We start from the raw sequence: 14,106 nt of genomic DNA on the forward strand, positions 1-14,106 counted from the left end.
ACTCAGCCCCGGCTGGTAAGTGTGTAGGGTTTCAGGCCGTCGCGAAACCGTTACCGTGCTCGCCTCACCAGAGACCGGTATGCAGCTACTCGTCCACGGCGGCGCCGGAAGCACGCCGGAAGAGCCGGAACCGAGACAGGAGATCCTGCAGCGAGCAGCCGAAACCGGCGCCGAGCGATCGACCCCGGTCGAGGCCGTCGAGGCCGCGGTCGGCGTCCTCGAGTCCTCACCCCGGTTCAACGCGGGCGTCGGCAGCGCCGTCCAGAGCGACGGCCGTATTCGGACCGACGCGGGGATCATGACCGACGATCGCTCCGTCGGCGCGGCCTGTTCGATGCCCGACGTCGAACACGCTGTCGAGGTCGCTCGAATCGTCATGGAGGAGACGCCCCACGGGTTCGTCTCGGGCAAGCACGCCGTCTCGCTGGCCGAGGCGTTCGGTGTCGAGACGGGGGGCGACCTCTGGTCGGAGCGCACCCGCGAGAAGTGGGCCGACCTCGAGGCGCCCGCCGGCGGTGTCGAGAGCGAACTCGAGTGGATCCGAGAACACTACGGCCGAACGGATCCCGACGGCCGCGAGGAGGAAACCGAGATAGATGCGGACGCCACGGACCTCGATCACGACACAGTGGGTGCGGTCGCCTTCGACGGCGAGAACCTCGCCGCCGCGACGTCGACGGGCGGGCGCTGGCTCGCGCTCGCCGGCCGCGTCGGGGACGTCCCGCAGGTCGGCTCGGGCTTTTACTGCTGTCCCTCGGCGGCGGTGAGCGCGACCGGCGCCGGCGAGGACATCGCGCGGGTAACCCTCTCGCGGCGGGTCGCCGGCCACGTCGAGCGCGGCCTCGACGCCGACGTAGCGGCCGAGCTCGCGATCGAGGAATTCGCCGAACTCACCGGCTCGACCGCCGGCGTCATCGCCATCGACGCCCGGGGACGGCTTGGCTCGGCCTACAACAGCGACGGGATGCAGACCGCTCGAGCGAGCGATCGCTAACGACCCCCAGGTCTTCCGCCGGGTACGGGGCGTCGCCCTCGGGGATCGGTCGACGCCCCGTGTGGCGCCCGTACTGGCGTCTCTCACGCCGCGAGCGAAGACGCCCTCGAGCGACAAAACCGCGACGACCGTTTCGCGTGGTTGCGCTCCGTTTCTCCGAGTAATGGCTTGTTCCTCGGTCCCATCGCCCCCAATTCGCCGGCTCGTATCGACGATCGTCGTGAAGTACTTTTATTTATCGTCGTATCGAGTTCCGACCCGATGCTCAAGCCACCCCACCACGGCGCTCGACAGTGTCCGGAGTGCGAGACTACCCTCTCGAACGTCCAGGGCCTCGAGACCTGCCCGGCGTGTCGCTGGATCGCGTCGTCGACCTCCGAGCGGTAGCCCGGACCGGCGGGAGACGGAACCTCTTTTTGCCGACCGGTGTAACTCCGGTACATGGCCGAATCCGAGGTGGACTTCGACTCCGAAAAGTACGAGAAGCTCCGCGAAGCCGGAGAGATCCTCTCGCAGGTGCGCGCAGAGACCGCAGACCGCGTCGAGGTCGGCGCGAGCCACCTCGAGGTCGCCGAGTACGCCGAGGACCGCATCCGGGAGATGGGCGCGAAACCGGCGTTCCCGGTCAACATCTCGATCGACGAGGAGGCGGCCCACGCGACGCCGTCGATCGACGACGAGTCGACGTTCGGCGAGGAGATGATCAACCTCGACATCGGCGTCTGCATCGACGGCTGGCTCGCCGACACCGCGATCACCGTCGACCACTCGGGCAACCCGGAACTCGCCGAGGCGCCCGAACAGGCGCTGGAGGCTGCGATCGACATGATCGAGCCCGGCGTCGAGACCGGCGAGATCGGCGCCGAGATCGAGGACGTCATCACCAGCTACGGCTACAACCCCGTTGTCAACCTCACGGGCCACGGGCTGGGCCACTGGGAGCAACACACCAGCCCGACGATCCCAAACCGCGCGGTCTCGCAGGGAACGACCCTCGAGGTCGGCGACGTCGTCGCGATCGAGCCGTTCGCGACCGACGGCGGCGGGAAGGTCACCGAGGGCGCCAGCGAGGAGATCTTCGCCCTCGAGCGCGAGGGATCGGTTCGGAACCGGGACGCCCGAAAGGCCCTAGAGCAGATCACCGAGGAGTTCCGCACGCTCCCGTTCGCGACCCGCTGGCTCGAGACGAACCGGCCGGAGATGGCGCTGCGTCGACTCAAACGCAACGATATCGTCCACGGCTACCCCGTGTTGAAAGAGGACGAGGGCTATCTCGTCAGTCAAAAAGAACACACGGTTATCGTCACCGAGGACGGCTGTGAAGTGACGACGGCCTAACCCCTAGGCGTTGTTCATCCGCTGGCTGGTTCGGGTTCCGCAGCGTTTGCACTCGGCGACGCGGTAGGGTTCCCGGGAGAACTGCGCGTTTTCCTCCTTGCGGCTCTCGGTGCGGAGCTGGACCGACACCTCGTGAGGGGTGTCGAGCCCGCAGTCCTCGCAGTGTTCGGTCAGCCCGTTGAAGGAGTCGTCTGTGGTTGCCATTACCTATCCGTTCTCGCAGCACCATCTTAAACCTCTGTATCGTTTCGAGAAGTATACTGACCTGTTCGACGGGCCGATGGCGGGGTGTAAAATCGATCGAGAGCGGTCGATATCGTTCATCGGGGATGCTACAGCCGCTTTCACATCCGGTGTGCCGATTCGTCATACAACGGTCGGACTGTGGTTCAGCTCTCGAATCGTTCCGTCGTCGTCGGTCGGTTCTACTATAGGCGTCCCTCGAGTGGCGAACGTATGGAGCAGGTGTTCGCACCCTGGCGGATCGAATGGATCAGACGCGAGAAGAAGAACCCGGACGTCGACTCCTGTGTCTTCTGTGAGTTCCCCGAGCGGGAAGACGACCGGGAGAACCGCCTCGTCGCGCGCAGCGAGCACGCGTTCGTCCTGCTGAACAACTACCCGTACAACCCCGGCCACGTGATGGTGATTCCATACGCCCACACGGGCGAGTACGGCGACCTCGAGGACGAGCAGCTGCTCGACCACGCGCGCCTGAAACAGCGCACCTTCGACGCCCTCGAGACGGGACTCGAACCCGACGGGTTCAACGCCGGCCTCAACCTGGGCGACGGCGCCGGTGGCTCGATCGACGACCACCTCCACACCCACGTCGTCCCCCGCTGGGAGGGCGACACCAACTTCATGCCCGTCATCGGCGACACGTCGGTGATCGTCGAGGCCCTCGAGGACACCTACGACCACCTCCACGAGGCCTTCGCCGACCAGGAGGGCGCGACCGTCCCCGACGAGGGTGGGGCCGTCGTCTTCGAGTGAGCTGTGACGTCCCCGACCGCCACATCGCCGCGGGTGCTGGCCGAACCCTTGTATGGTTCGGCACCGAATCCGGAGGCCGTGCCGGAGCTGAGTTCGATCGAGGAGTTACTCGGCGCGTACCTCTCGCTGCTCGATAACTTCGCGACGTTTCTGGTGACGTTCGCCCTGATCTACGCCGTCGGACGGTTCGTCGTGCTCCCGGTTCTCCGGCTCGGACTGGAGTACCGGGAGACCGAGCGCACCCTCCGGGAGGGGCTCGAGCGGGTCGCCGCGTTCGGCGTGGTCGTCGCCGCGCTCGTTGCCGGCCTCTCGCTGGCCGGGCTCGATTTCATCCTCGAGCGCGCCGCGATCCTCGTCGCCGCCTTCACCGTCGCGCTCGGGTTCGCGGCCCAGAACGTGGTCGGCAACCTCGTCAGCGGCGTCTTCATCGTCACCGATCCGACCTTCAACATCGGCGACTGGATCCGCTGGAACGACAAGGAGGGCGTGATCAAGGACATCAGGTTCCGGTCGACGCGGGTCCGAACCTTCGACAACGAGGTGATCGCGGTGCCCAACTCCGAACTGACCGCGAACGCCGTCACGAACACCGTGCTCAACGGCCGGCTCCGCCTGACGGTCCCCGTGCGGGTGGGCTACGACGACGACCTCGATGCCGTCGTCCGGATCCTCTCGGAGGCGGCGGCCGACAATCCAGACGTTCTCGAGTACCCGGAACCGGTCGTGCGGGTTACGGACCTCGGCGAAACCGTCGAGGTCGTCGCCTCGATGTGGATCGCCGAGCCCGACCGGGCCACGTACGGTCGCATCCAGTCGGAGTACGCCCGCGAGATCGTCGACCGACTCGAGGAGGCCGGCGTCGATCTCGGACGGGCGGGGCCCCAGGAAATCGCGGGCGAGATCGGTGTCGTCTCGAAGCCGGCGACCGTCGCCGACGAGAGCGCGGTCGATCGCTGACGGCCCTCGGAACGGTCGGAGCCGGCGAGTTCGACCGCTCGACCGGACGCTTTTTGCCGCTGGTCGCCTCGACGTAGTACACATGGAGTACGAGGTGGTACACACCGACGACGTCCCGCTGACCGACCTCTCGGAGATCGACGAGGTCCCGTCGGACCTCCAGATGCGGGCGATCGACGACTTCCTCCCGAGCGAGCACGTCCAGCTCAAGCTCTGGTACTTCGAGCCCGGCGAGGAGATCCGGTACCACGCCCACGCCGAACAGGAGGAGCTGTACTTCGCCCTCGAGGGTAAGTTCGAGCTGACCCTCGGTCACGACGGCGAGACCGAGCGCCGCAAAATCGAGGCCGGCGCGTTCTGGCTGGCCAGACCCGAGGTCGGCCACGGTCACCGAAACGTCGGCGACGAGGAGGGGATCGTCCTCGCGGTCGGCGCGCCGAACGTCGAGGACCCGGGACGGGATCCCGGCGAATTCGACGAGGGGAGCGAGTAGCGGTCGTCGCTTCGATCGGCAAGTCAGGCGTACGTCGACTCGAGGTACTCCAGGATGCGTTCGGACTCGGCCATCGTCACGCCGTAGGCCTCGTCGACGAGGACGGGAACCCCGCGCTGGCCCGAGACCCGCTTTACTTCGTCACGCTCGGAGTGCAACGCCTCGACCCAGATGCTGTCGTACTCGACCTCGAGTTCGTCGAGCCGATCGGCGACGGTCTCGCAGTACGGACAGCCCTCGAGCTGGTAGAGTTCGAGCATCGCCTGCGGGTACGGACGGGGACAAGAAAAGTGTCGGTGTCGCGTTTAGGCGGGCTCGCCGAAGGCGTACATCGTCTCGTGGGCGGTGACCTCGAGGTCGACGAAGTCGCCCGGCTCGAGGCCGTGCTCGCCGGCGTTCTGGACGATGATCTGCCTGTACGCCGAATCGCGACACTTCACGGAGTCGGCGGTTCCCTCCTCGACGACGAGACAGTCCTCTCGTCGTTCGCCGACCATCGACTCGTGGGCCTCGCCGACGATTTCGCGCTTGGCCGCGCTCATCTCCTTCGAGCGCTCCTTCTTGATCGTCCCGCCCAGCCCCTTCATTTCGGCCGCATCAGTACCGGGACGCTTCGAGAACCGGGTGACGTTTACCTTCTCGGGGCGGGTCTCGCGGAGCAGCGCCATCGACTGGGCGTGGTCGTGATCCGTTTCGGTCGGGAAGCCGACGATGAAGTCCGTCGACAGCGTCCAGTAGTCGAGTGCGTCGTCGAAGGTCTCGATCACCTCGAGATACTCCTCGACCTGGTGCTGGCGGCGCATGTCGCCGAGCACGTCGTCCGAGCCGGACTGCACCGGGGCGTGCAGGAAGTCGTACAGTTCGTCGTTCGCGGCGAAGACTTCGGCGAGCTCCTCGCGGATGCCGTGGACCCCCTTCGGGTTGGCCATCCCGACCCGTACTCGGAACTCGCCCTCGAGTGCACAGATCTCCTCGAGCAGGCGGTGGAGCTTGCGCTCGCCCTCGTCCCAGCCGTAGACGCCGGTGTCCTGGCCCGTGATGCGGATCTCCTTCGCCCCGGCGTGGAGCAAGGCTTCGGCCTTGCGGACGTTCTCCTCGATGCTCGGCGAGTCGATCTTGCCCGTCGCGCGCTTGGTGATACAGTACGAGCAGTCCGACATACAGCCTCGCGCGATCGGGAGGATGCCGACGACGCCGTCGAGGATCGGCTCGGCGTCGGGGGTCGTCGTCGGACACTCACCGTTCGTGACGGCCTCAGGGACCTCGTCCCAGTGGAGCACCTGCCCGTCGACGTTCGCCTGAGCGAACTCCTCGCCCTGTGCGAGGGCCATACAGCCCGTGATGTAGAGGTCGGCCGTTTCGTCGGCCAGCTCCTCGGCCCGGCGGAGCATGTTGCGCTCGGTCTTCTCGACGACGGTGCAGGTGTTGAGGATGGCGACGTCGGCCTCGTCGGCGCCCTCGACCCGGTGGTGGCCCGCGTCGCGGAGCCGTCGCTCGATCTCGCGGCTCTCCCCGCGATTGGACGTGCAGCCGTACGTCTCGATGTGGTACCGGGCCATCGTCGTTACCACCGTTCGGGTCCCGCGAGCCAAAAGCCCGACGGATCGGGGCCGTTCTCGCCCGTCTCCGATGTAGCGCTCGAGCGACGCCGTGCACGCGCATACAGGCCTCGAGCGCAAACCCGTCGTCCTCGTTGGGATGATACCGATGCTTCGGCGACTCACCGACGGACGAGGGACCGAGACCGAACCGAAACCGCTCGAGGAGCAGGTGCTCGTGATCACCGGCGCGTCCTCGGCGACCGGGACGACGTCCGCGAGATCGCCCGCGTCGCCGAGGAGACCTACGGCGGGGTCGACACCTGGATCAACGGCGCGGCGGTCTCGATCTACGGCTGCCTCGAGGAGATCCCCGTCGAGGAGATGCGCGAGCAGTTCGACACCACCGTCTGGGGGCTGCTGTACGGCTCGCTCGAGGCTCTCGACGTCCTCGAGGAGGGCGAAACGATAATCAACGCCGGCAGCATCGTCTCGGACCGCTCGATCATGCTCCAGGGAAGCTACTCGGCGTCGAAACACGCCGTCAAGGCATTTACCGAAGCCCTGCGGATGGAACTCGAGGACGAGGGTCGCCCGATCAACGTCACCCTCGTCAAGCCGGCCGCGATCGACACGCCGTACCCGCAGAACGCGAGAAATCACATGGACGAGGCGGCGACGGTGCCGGCGCCGGTGTACGCCTCCGAGACGGTCGCGCGGGCGATCCTCCACGCGGCGGAACACCCCCAGCGGGAGGTCACCGTCGGTGGGGGCGGGAAACAGTTTACGCTGCTCGGGACGTACACCCCGGAGCTGATGGATACGCTGCTGAAGGCCGTCTTCGGTCCCCAGCAGCGCAAGGGCGAACCCCCGCGGGATACGGAGAGCGGGCTCGAGGACGCCGTCGGCGACCTCGAGCAGCGCGGTGACTACGAAGGGTACGTCGCGGAGTCGAGTCTGTACATGCGGCTGCGACAGCGCGGACGGAGGCCCCGAAAGACGGTGCTCGGGGTCGGGTTCGTCGGACTCGCGTACGCCGGCTACAGAGCAATGCGACGCCGGTCGAGATAGTCGGTGCCGTCGGGAGCGGCGTTCATACGGTTTACTGTAAGTCATTACCGGCGCAACCGCCGCACGGGTCGCGGTTGCGCCGGTAAATCGTTACAGCAATCCGTATCAGTCCGTTCTCGATCCCGCCTCGAGCCGTTCGTAGTTCTCGTCGAGCACGTTGACGACGGCGATGAACGCGCCGACGACGACGGGGCCGAAGAACACGCCCATGACGCCGAAGGCGTAGATCCCGCCGAGCACGCCGAGGATGATCACGGCAGGACTGATATCGGCGTAGCGATCGACGACGAGGGGACGGAGGTAGTCGTCGGCGACCCCGACGACGACGGCGCTGTAGATCGCGAGCGCCACGGCGAGGACGGGCTCGCCGGTCGCGAAGAGGTAGATCGAGGCGGGGACCCAGACGAACGGCGCCCCGATCAGCGGCACCAGCGAGAGGATTACCATGATGAACGTCCAGAACGCGGCGTTGGGGATGCCGACCGCGAACAGCCCGAGGCCAGCGATGACGCCCTCGATGACCGCGATCAGGACGTGGCCGGCGAGCACCGCCCACGTGACCTCGTTCAGGTTATCGTAGAGGTCGTCCTGCACGTCGTCGGGGAGCGGCGTCCGCGCGCGGATCCAGTCCATGAGATCGTCCCCGCTCTTGAGCAGGTAAAACAGCAGGAACAGCGCCAGCCCGAATCCGATCAGCGCGCTGGTGAGTGCGCTGAACCAGGCGGTCGCCTGATCGAGGACGATCGAGCCGATCTGCTGTGCGGAGTCGGCGGCCGTCCCCACGATGTCGACCTCGAATCCGGTGTGTTCCTCGATCAGCCCTTCGATCTCGGCGATCTGGAGATCGTCGGGGTCGGTCTCCTGGATCAGATTTGCGGCGTCCTCGGCGACGACCGCGGCGACGAGTACGAACGGCACGATGAAGCCGACGATCGCCAGCAAGACCAGCGATAGCGCGGCGATCGTCGGGGAGACGTACTCCTCGAGGCGTTGCTGGAGCGGGAACAGCGTGAACCCGAGCAACAGCGCCAGCAAGACGTACTGGAAGAACGGCACGACGAGTTGCCAGGAGAGATACGCGAAAATCGTGACGAGAACGAGCAGATAGCCCTTGCTACGGTTCACGAATCAACTATCCGGCCTCGGGAAGATAAAGCCGGACCCGACATATTCCGATAGCGGAGTGTCGTAGCCAGTCGCAACACGCCTTCAAGAAGCTGGTTCGCCAAGCCTAGTTCGGATGTCGACCCAGCTCGATCCCCTCTCGCTGTCGGCCGATCTTCTCTACACGGTCAAGACCGAGGGCGACCACGAGGGGTTGCGAACGCACTTGGCGAGACTCGAGCGCTCCCGGCTCGAGCGGGCGCTCTCGAGTCGCGAGCGCCGGCTGGCGTTCTGGCTCAACTGCTACAACGCCTACGCCCAGCTGTTGCTCGAGGAGTCGCCCGAACTCCTCGAGGGCGGACTCGTCGACCGCTGGACGTTCTTCGGCCGCGATCGGATCCCCGTCGGCGGCGTCTGGCTGAGTCTCAACGATATCCAGCACGGAATGCTCCGCGCCTCGAAACACCCCTGGGGCTTCGGCTACGTCCCGCGGCCGTTCCCCTCCCGGTTCGAGCGCCGGTTCCGCCTCGAGGAGTGCGATCCGCGGGTCCACTTCGCGCTGAGTCGCGGCGGCGACCGCTGCCCGCCGATCGCCGTCTACTCGGGGGCCGACGTCGACGAGGATCTGGACATCGCGATCCGCTGGTACTTAGAGGAGACCGTCGGCTACGATTCGGACGACGAGACGGCGACGGTCCCCCGTCTCTTCTGGCGGTACCGCGGCGACTTCGGCGGCAAGCGCGGCGTCCTCGATTTCCTTCGGGAGTACGAGGCGATCCCGGAGTCGGCGACGCCGACCCTCGAGTACGAACGGATCGCCCGTCGCGAGGGCCTCGAGCTCGAGGAAATCGTCGAGCGCTGACCCGGCCTCGTCACCCCTCGCGGCGTTCGATCCGCGCGTTCGGCGCATTCCGCATGACGCCTCGCGCGGCCCGCTCGGCGTTCGATCGGGAGGCGTACCCCTCGCCGCTGTCGGCGATGATGTTCCCGTTCCAGTGGACGAGCCGCCAGCGCCACTCCTCGGCGCGGTCCTGGTACACCTCGAATCGGCTTCGTCGGCCCGGGGACTCGCTCGTCTCGACGCGGTCGCGTACCTCCTCTCCGGTCGCGTTCTCCTCGACGGCGGTCGTTTCGGCGTCTGCGGTCTCGTCTCCCGCTTCGGCGTCCGTGACGCGGATCCCGGTTCCGTCGGGATCGTCCCACTCCAGTTCGAACTCGAGTTCGGTCCGTCCATCCTCGCGTTCGCCCTCGAGTTCGGCGACGACGTCCGCGGGGACGTCGACCGTGAGCCGATACTCGCCGCTGTGCAGTTCGACGGGGGTTTCGCCCTCGAGGGCGACGGCGAACTCCCGAAAGATAGCGGCCAGTTCGTCGCGGTCGTAGGCGTGCTCGAGTTCGAACAGTGTTTCTCCCATGTGCCCGGTAGGACCCGTGGCGAGTTAGGGTTTCACCAGGAACGGCTTAGAGCTGTGTCGTCGCCTCGAGCGCGATGTCGATCGCGCGGCCGACGTTGTTCTTGGCTTTCTCGGGGAGTTCGTCGTCCTCGGTGTCGGTCCCCTTCTGGGTGCCCTCGACGAGGTTGCCGTCGACGGTACAGATCGCGCCCGCGCGGAGTCCGCGTCGCCGGGCCAGCGTGAAGACGGCGGCGGCCTCCATCTCGACCGACAGCAGCCCCGCGTCCTCCCAGTCGGCGACGTGTTCGTCGGTCTCGGCGTAGTAGGCGTCGTCGGAGGCGATCGGACCGACGTGGACCTCCTCACCGTTCGCTTCGGCGGAGTCAACCAGCGAGGAGAGCACCTCGTAATCGGGAACGGCGGGGTACTCGGCGTCCTCGTAGCGCTTCGAGGTCCCCTCGTTTTTCGCGGCTCCGGTCGCGACGATCATGTCGCCGATCTCGATGTCGGACTGGAGCGCGCCGGTCGTCCCGACGCGGATGAAGGTCTCGACGCCGACGTTCGCCATCTCCTCGATCGCGATCGCCGCGGAGGGACAGCCGATCCCCGTCGAGCAGATCGTCAGCTCCCGGTCGCCGTAGGTGGCGTTGACGACCTTGTACTCGCGGTTTTCGGCGACGGTCTCGGCCTCGTCGCAGTGGTCGGCGATCCGGTCGACCCGCCCCGGATCGCCCGGGATCAGCGCGACGTCCGTCAGGTCTCCCTCATCGACCAGCAGGTGTGGCTGCGTTGCCATAGCCTCGCGTTCCGCGGGCGACGAGAAAAAAGGTTCGAGGGCGCGCCGACCTCGAGATCACCCCCGGATCCGCCGTCGACGCTCGAGCGCGCAGTCGACTTACCCGGTTACCTCTACCTGCTCCGGACCGACGGTGACGGTGACGTCGTCGACGTCGAAGACGACCGTCCCGGTCGATCGATCGCCGCCGCCGTAGGTGCGGACGAACAGCGAGTCCAGCGCCTCGGGATCGATGTAGTCGTACAGCCGGATGCTGGAGTCGGTGACGTCTTCACCGTGGTAGGTCGCAAGCGCCGTCGCGACGGCGATGCTTGGCGGTTCGTTGTCGTCTCGGTCGTACTGGACGCGCTGACCGAACCCACATCCAGGGGTGTTGGGTGTCGTTCGTTCGTTCATGTCTCTCAGTCACGTCGCCGTGACTCCCTAGACCACTGGCCAACGGCACTCGACAAATAGGTACCGCCGGGTAACATCCGATGAGAACCGCCGGACGTGGACTCTCATCCTGTCGTCATACACTCGTCATTCGTGTGTCGGACACCTATCCGAGTTCTATCATACCCGATCATATAAAATAACCCGTCAGTGGCGATCAGTGAGAAACGCCTCGACCTCGGCGGCCGACGGGACGCTTCGCGCGCCCTCCCGACCGGCGGTCAGCGCGCCGCAGGCGTTGGCGTACTCGAGCGCTCGGCCGGGGTCGAACCCGCCGTCGCCGTCGGCCACCATCGTCGCGATGAAGCCGGCGGCGAAGGCGTCGCCGGCGCCCGCGGTGTCGACCGTTTCGACCTCGAACCCGGGGTGGACGTGATCGCCGTCGGGCGTGTGCAGCAACGCCCCGTCAGCGCCGTGTTTGACGACGACGAGCCGATCGTCGAACGTTGAGGTGCTGTACTCGTCCTCGAGCATCGCTTCCGCCTCGCGGTCGTTGACGAAGATCACGTCAGCGAGCGCAAGCGCGTCGCCGTAGTCCCGATCGCCCAGCCGCCGACCCGGATCGAAGCTGACGGTGACGCCGGCTTCGCTGGCGATCGAGGCGATCTCGGCGGCGGTGTCGGGGCGCTGGCTCGTCAGGTGGACGTGGTCCGCCGCCCGGATCCGGTCGGGCTCGAGGTCCTCGGGTCCGACGGCCTCGTTGACGCCGTCGTTGCCCAACACGGCGACCTCGCCGCTGTCTTCGACCAGCAGGTACTTCACGGCCGTCTCGGCGTCCTCGACGATCCGCAGGCCGTCGATCGAGACGCCCGTCTCCTCGAGTTCGTGGCGGGCGAGCAGTCCGTTGTCGTCGTCGCCGACGCTGCCGATGAGACCGACGTCGACCTCGAGTCCGGCCAGCGTCGCGGCGACGTTCGCGGCGCTGCCGCCGCCGGACTGCTGCTGGGAGCGGATCGAGGCCTCGCCGTCGGCGACCGGGAGTCGATCGATACGGAGCGTCACGTCCCAGTTGACGTGACCCGCGGTGAGGACGGTAACCATAACAGATTAGCAACAGAGGGCGCGGGGGGCAAAAAGTCTAGGTGACGAGAAACAGGAGGACGTTGTGCGCGCCCGGCCCGAGACCGACCGCGGCGAGGAGGGCGAGCAGCGCCCGACCCTGCCGCGGGGCGTCCTCGACGTACTCTTTGAACAGGCCGACGATAACCAGCGCCAGCGCGACCTTCACGACGACGAACAGCCAGCCCCCGCCGACGTACTCCGCGATCGGCAGGGCGTGGCCGGCCTCGAGGATCGCGAGCGACAGCGGCACCTCCTCGCTTGCCCCGAGGACGTCGAAGCCGATCGCCGTCGAGATCCCGTCCAGGGTGTGGCCGAAGACGACCAGCGCACCGGTCGCGCCCGTGACGGCGGCGACCTCCCCGTAGCGCCGATCGAGGGCGGCCCAGACGCCGGCCGTGACCAGCACCGTCAGGACGACGGAGAGAATCGGCCAGAAGACGTCCCCGAATCCTCCCTGCACGGAGACGGCGGTCGCTGCAGCACCGACGAAGCCGAGCGTGCCGACGGCAGCGACGGGGGGCTCGCTCGAGGCGGCTCCGGTTCGCTCGAGGGCGATCCCGGCGAGCCAGACGGCGCCGGCCGCGATCCCCGTTATCACGTAGACGCTCGGCGTTCCGAACAGCACGGCGAGGTCGTCGGGGTAGGAGCCGAGCCGGTAGAGGACGTGCAGGCTCGAGCCGAACACCATCCAGGGGGCGAAGGCCAGCACCGTCCGATCGGTCACGGGCGGGTCGGCCGACCACAGCGCCGCGGCGACGGCGACGGCCCCTATCGCGATCGGGACGAGAAACTGCGCGGGCGGAAGCGCGAACCCCTCGGGAAGCACCATACCCGAGTTGGGACACAGCAGCGACTAACCGTTTCCGATCCGGACCGCCTCGAGGGCGTCCCGCCGTCAGACCTCCCAGGGTTCGCCGGTCGTCTCGCCGAACAGCTCCCGCATGAGCGTGACGATGCTTTCCGGCGGGAACTGTCCCCGTTCGGTGACGATGGCGTCGACGTGTCTCGGGGGCGTGACGTCGAACGCGGGGTTCTCCACCGTGAGGCCGTCGTCCGCACGGTCGCCGCCGGTGATGTCGGCGTACTCCTCCGGGGCGAGTACCTCCGACTCGTCGCGCATCTCGATCTCGACGGTGTGTCCGGTCATCGTGTCGGGGTGGAGCTTGATCGTCTGGGCGGCGACCATCACCGGGACGCCCCGCTCGCGGGCGTTGACCGCCAGCCCGCTGGTGCCGATCTTGTTGATGACGCCCCCGTCGGCCGCGATGCTGTCGGCGCCGACGAGAACGTGGTCGGCGTCGTCCAGGTAGCGCCGGGCCGCGTTGTCGACGACCAGCGTCACGGGCACGTCCCACTCGCGGAGCTGTTCGGCCGTGATGTGACCCTGCTTGCGGGGCCGGGTCTCCTTAACGATCGCCTCGATGTGCTTGCCCGCGTCCAGCGCGGCCTCGACGCAGGAGAGCGCGTCCGTCGAGTGACAGTGGGTCATCACCACGTCGCCGTCCCGTAAGCGATTCGCCCCGACCTCGCCGAGCCGTTCCTGGGCCTGCTCGAGGTCGGCCTGGAACTCACGGGCGCGGTCGACCGTCGACCGCCGCAGCTCCGAGACGGTCTCGCCCTCGATCCCCCGGAGCACGTATCGGAGCGCGTTCGGGAGGCTCACGGCGGTCGGTCGGGTCTCGTACAGTTCCTTGGCGGCGGCGCGAAGCTGGTCGCGAAACGCCGCCGGGGTCGACGCGCCGGAGCGCTCGGCCTGAATAGCCAGCGCCTCCGCCGCGGCGTCCCCGATCGCCGCCGCGCCGCGGATCTCCATCGTCGCGATATCGTCGGCGGTCGCCTCGACCACGGGGGCGACGTCCGGTTGCTCCTCGTCCATGGCGGCCAGTAGCCCCCGGACCCAAATAAGGGATCGGACGGATTTTTGATCG

The 14,106-nt window shown here is 67.2% G+C and carries 18 protein-coding genes; 8 read left to right on the forward strand and 10 right to left on the reverse strand.

Annotated elements, in window-relative coordinates; translation table 11 throughout:
- The first annotated feature begins 79 nt into the window (after window positions 1-79).
- The 3 genes from ACNA7R_RS01865 to map all read left to right on the forward strand — a co-directional run bounded on the left by ACNA7R_RS01865 (window position 80) and on the right by map (window position 2,332).
- A complete protein-coding gene (locus ACNA7R_RS01865; RefSeq protein WP_416281836.1) occupies window positions 80-994 on the forward strand; it encodes an isoaspartyl peptidase/L-asparaginase in 915 nt (304 codons plus the stop codon).
- A gap of 261 nt (window positions 995-1,255) precedes the next feature.
- On the forward strand, window positions 1,256-1,381 hold the full coding sequence (locus ACNA7R_RS01870; RefSeq protein ID WP_416281837.1) for a hypothetical protein: 126 nt from the start codon (window positions 1,256-1,258) through the stop codon (window positions 1,379-1,381).
- Window positions 1,382-1,435: 54 nt separating this feature from the next.
- Window positions 1,436-2,332: a type II methionyl aminopeptidase gene (gene map, locus ACNA7R_RS01875; protein WP_416281838.1), complete on the forward strand. Its 897-nt coding sequence runs from the start codon at window positions 1,436-1,438 to the stop codon at window positions 2,330-2,332.
- Window positions 2,333-2,335: 3 nt separating this feature from the next.
- Here the strand turns inward: map and ACNA7R_RS01880 are convergent, their stop codons facing one another.
- Window positions 2,336-2,536 carry a hypothetical protein gene (locus ACNA7R_RS01880; RefSeq protein ID WP_278290227.1) on the reverse strand — a complete coding sequence of 67 codons (201 nt, stop codon included), beginning with the start codon at window positions 2,534-2,536 and terminating at the stop codon, window positions 2,336-2,338.
- Between the two features lie 252 nt (window positions 2,537-2,788).
- Here ACNA7R_RS01880 and ACNA7R_RS01885 point away from each other — a divergent pair, with 252 nt between their 5' ends.
- From ACNA7R_RS01885 to ACNA7R_RS01895, 3 genes are all read left to right on the forward strand, one after another.
- Window positions 2,789-3,328: an HIT family protein gene (locus ACNA7R_RS01885; protein ID WP_416281839.1), complete on the forward strand. Its 540-nt coding sequence runs from the start codon at window positions 2,789-2,791 to the stop codon at window positions 3,326-3,328.
- 78 nt (window positions 3,329-3,406) lie between these two features.
- Window positions 3,407-4,285, forward strand: a complete 879-nt coding sequence (locus ACNA7R_RS01890; RefSeq protein WP_416281840.1) for a mechanosensitive ion channel family protein — start codon at window positions 3,407-3,409, stop codon at window positions 4,283-4,285.
- 82 nt (window positions 4,286-4,367) lie between these two features.
- Window positions 4,368-4,778, forward strand: a complete 411-nt coding sequence (locus ACNA7R_RS01895) for a cupin domain-containing protein (RefSeq protein ID WP_416281841.1) — start codon at window positions 4,368-4,370, stop codon at window positions 4,776-4,778.
- 23 nt (window positions 4,779-4,801) lie between these two features.
- Here ACNA7R_RS01895 and ACNA7R_RS01900 read toward each other — a convergent pair whose 3' ends face one another.
- Window positions 4,802-5,038, reverse strand: coding sequence for a glutathione S-transferase N-terminal domain-containing protein (locus tag ACNA7R_RS01900; protein WP_416281842.1), 237 nt, complete (start codon window positions 5,036-5,038; stop codon window positions 4,802-4,804).
- Window positions 5,039-5,083: 45 nt separating this feature from the next.
- A complete protein-coding gene (locus ACNA7R_RS01905; RefSeq protein WP_416281843.1) occupies window positions 5,084-6,337 on the reverse strand; it encodes a tRNA (N(6)-L-threonylcarbamoyladenosine(37)-C(2))-methylthiotransferase in 1,254 nt (417 codons plus the stop codon).
- Between ACNA7R_RS01905 and ACNA7R_RS01910 the strand changes: the two genes are divergently transcribed.
- Window positions 6,323-7,387, forward strand: coding sequence for an SDR family NAD(P)-dependent oxidoreductase (locus tag ACNA7R_RS01910; protein ID WP_416281844.1), 1,065 nt, complete (start codon window positions 6,323-6,325; stop codon window positions 7,385-7,387). The genes ACNA7R_RS01905 and ACNA7R_RS01910 overlap by 15 nt on opposite strands.
- 105 nt (window positions 7,388-7,492) lie before the next feature.
- Here ACNA7R_RS01910 and ACNA7R_RS01915 read toward each other — a convergent pair whose 3' ends face one another.
- The gene (locus tag ACNA7R_RS01915; protein WP_416281845.1) at window positions 7,493-8,512 is read right to left on the reverse strand and encodes an AI-2E family transporter; all 1,020 of its coding nucleotides are present in this window, start codon (window positions 8,510-8,512) and stop codon (window positions 7,493-7,495) included.
- Window positions 8,513-8,627: 115 nt separating this feature from the next.
- Between ACNA7R_RS01915 and ACNA7R_RS01920 the strand changes: the two genes are divergently transcribed.
- Window positions 8,628-9,353 carry a DUF547 domain-containing protein gene (locus ACNA7R_RS01920; RefSeq protein ID WP_416281846.1) on the forward strand — a complete coding sequence of 242 codons (726 nt, stop codon included), beginning with the start codon at window positions 8,628-8,630 and terminating at the stop codon, window positions 9,351-9,353.
- Between the two features lie 10 nt (window positions 9,354-9,363).
- Here the strand turns inward: ACNA7R_RS01920 and ACNA7R_RS01925 are convergent, their stop codons facing one another.
- The 6 genes from ACNA7R_RS01925 to ACNA7R_RS01950 form a co-directional block, all read right to left on the reverse strand.
- Window positions 9,364-9,906 carry an amphi-Trp domain-containing protein gene (locus ACNA7R_RS01925; protein ID WP_416281848.1) on the reverse strand — a complete coding sequence of 181 codons (543 nt, stop codon included), beginning with the start codon at window positions 9,904-9,906 and terminating at the stop codon, window positions 9,364-9,366.
- A 46-nt stretch (window positions 9,907-9,952) separates the two neighbouring features.
- A complete protein-coding gene (locus ACNA7R_RS01930; RefSeq protein WP_416281849.1) occupies window positions 9,953-10,681 on the reverse strand; it encodes a nucleoside phosphorylase in 729 nt (242 codons plus the stop codon).
- Between the two features lie 99 nt (window positions 10,682-10,780).
- Window positions 10,781-11,077 carry a HalOD1 output domain-containing protein gene (locus ACNA7R_RS01935; protein WP_416281850.1) on the reverse strand — a complete coding sequence of 99 codons (297 nt, stop codon included), beginning with the start codon at window positions 11,075-11,077 and terminating at the stop codon, window positions 10,781-10,783.
- 186 nt (window positions 11,078-11,263) lie between these two features.
- Window positions 11,264-12,157 carry a carbohydrate kinase family protein gene (locus ACNA7R_RS01940; RefSeq protein WP_416281851.1) on the reverse strand — a complete coding sequence of 298 codons (894 nt, stop codon included), beginning with the start codon at window positions 12,155-12,157 and terminating at the stop codon, window positions 11,264-11,266.
- Between the two features lie 37 nt (window positions 12,158-12,194).
- Window positions 12,195-13,007: a DUF63 family protein gene (locus tag ACNA7R_RS01945; protein ID WP_416281852.1), complete on the reverse strand. Its 813-nt coding sequence runs from the start codon at window positions 13,005-13,007 to the stop codon at window positions 12,195-12,197.
- A 66-nt stretch (window positions 13,008-13,073) separates the two neighbouring features.
- Window positions 13,074-14,054, reverse strand: a complete 981-nt coding sequence (locus tag ACNA7R_RS01950) for a ribose 1,5-bisphosphate isomerase (protein WP_416281853.1) — start codon at window positions 14,052-14,054, stop codon at window positions 13,074-13,076.
- Window positions 14,055-14,106: the final 52 nt, after the last annotated feature.

The sequence above is a fragment of the Natronococcus sp. genome (genome assembly GCF_047921035.1).
In the GTDB taxonomy this organism is placed as follows: Archaea; Halobacteriota; Halobacteria; order Halobacteriales; family Natrialbaceae; genus Natronococcus.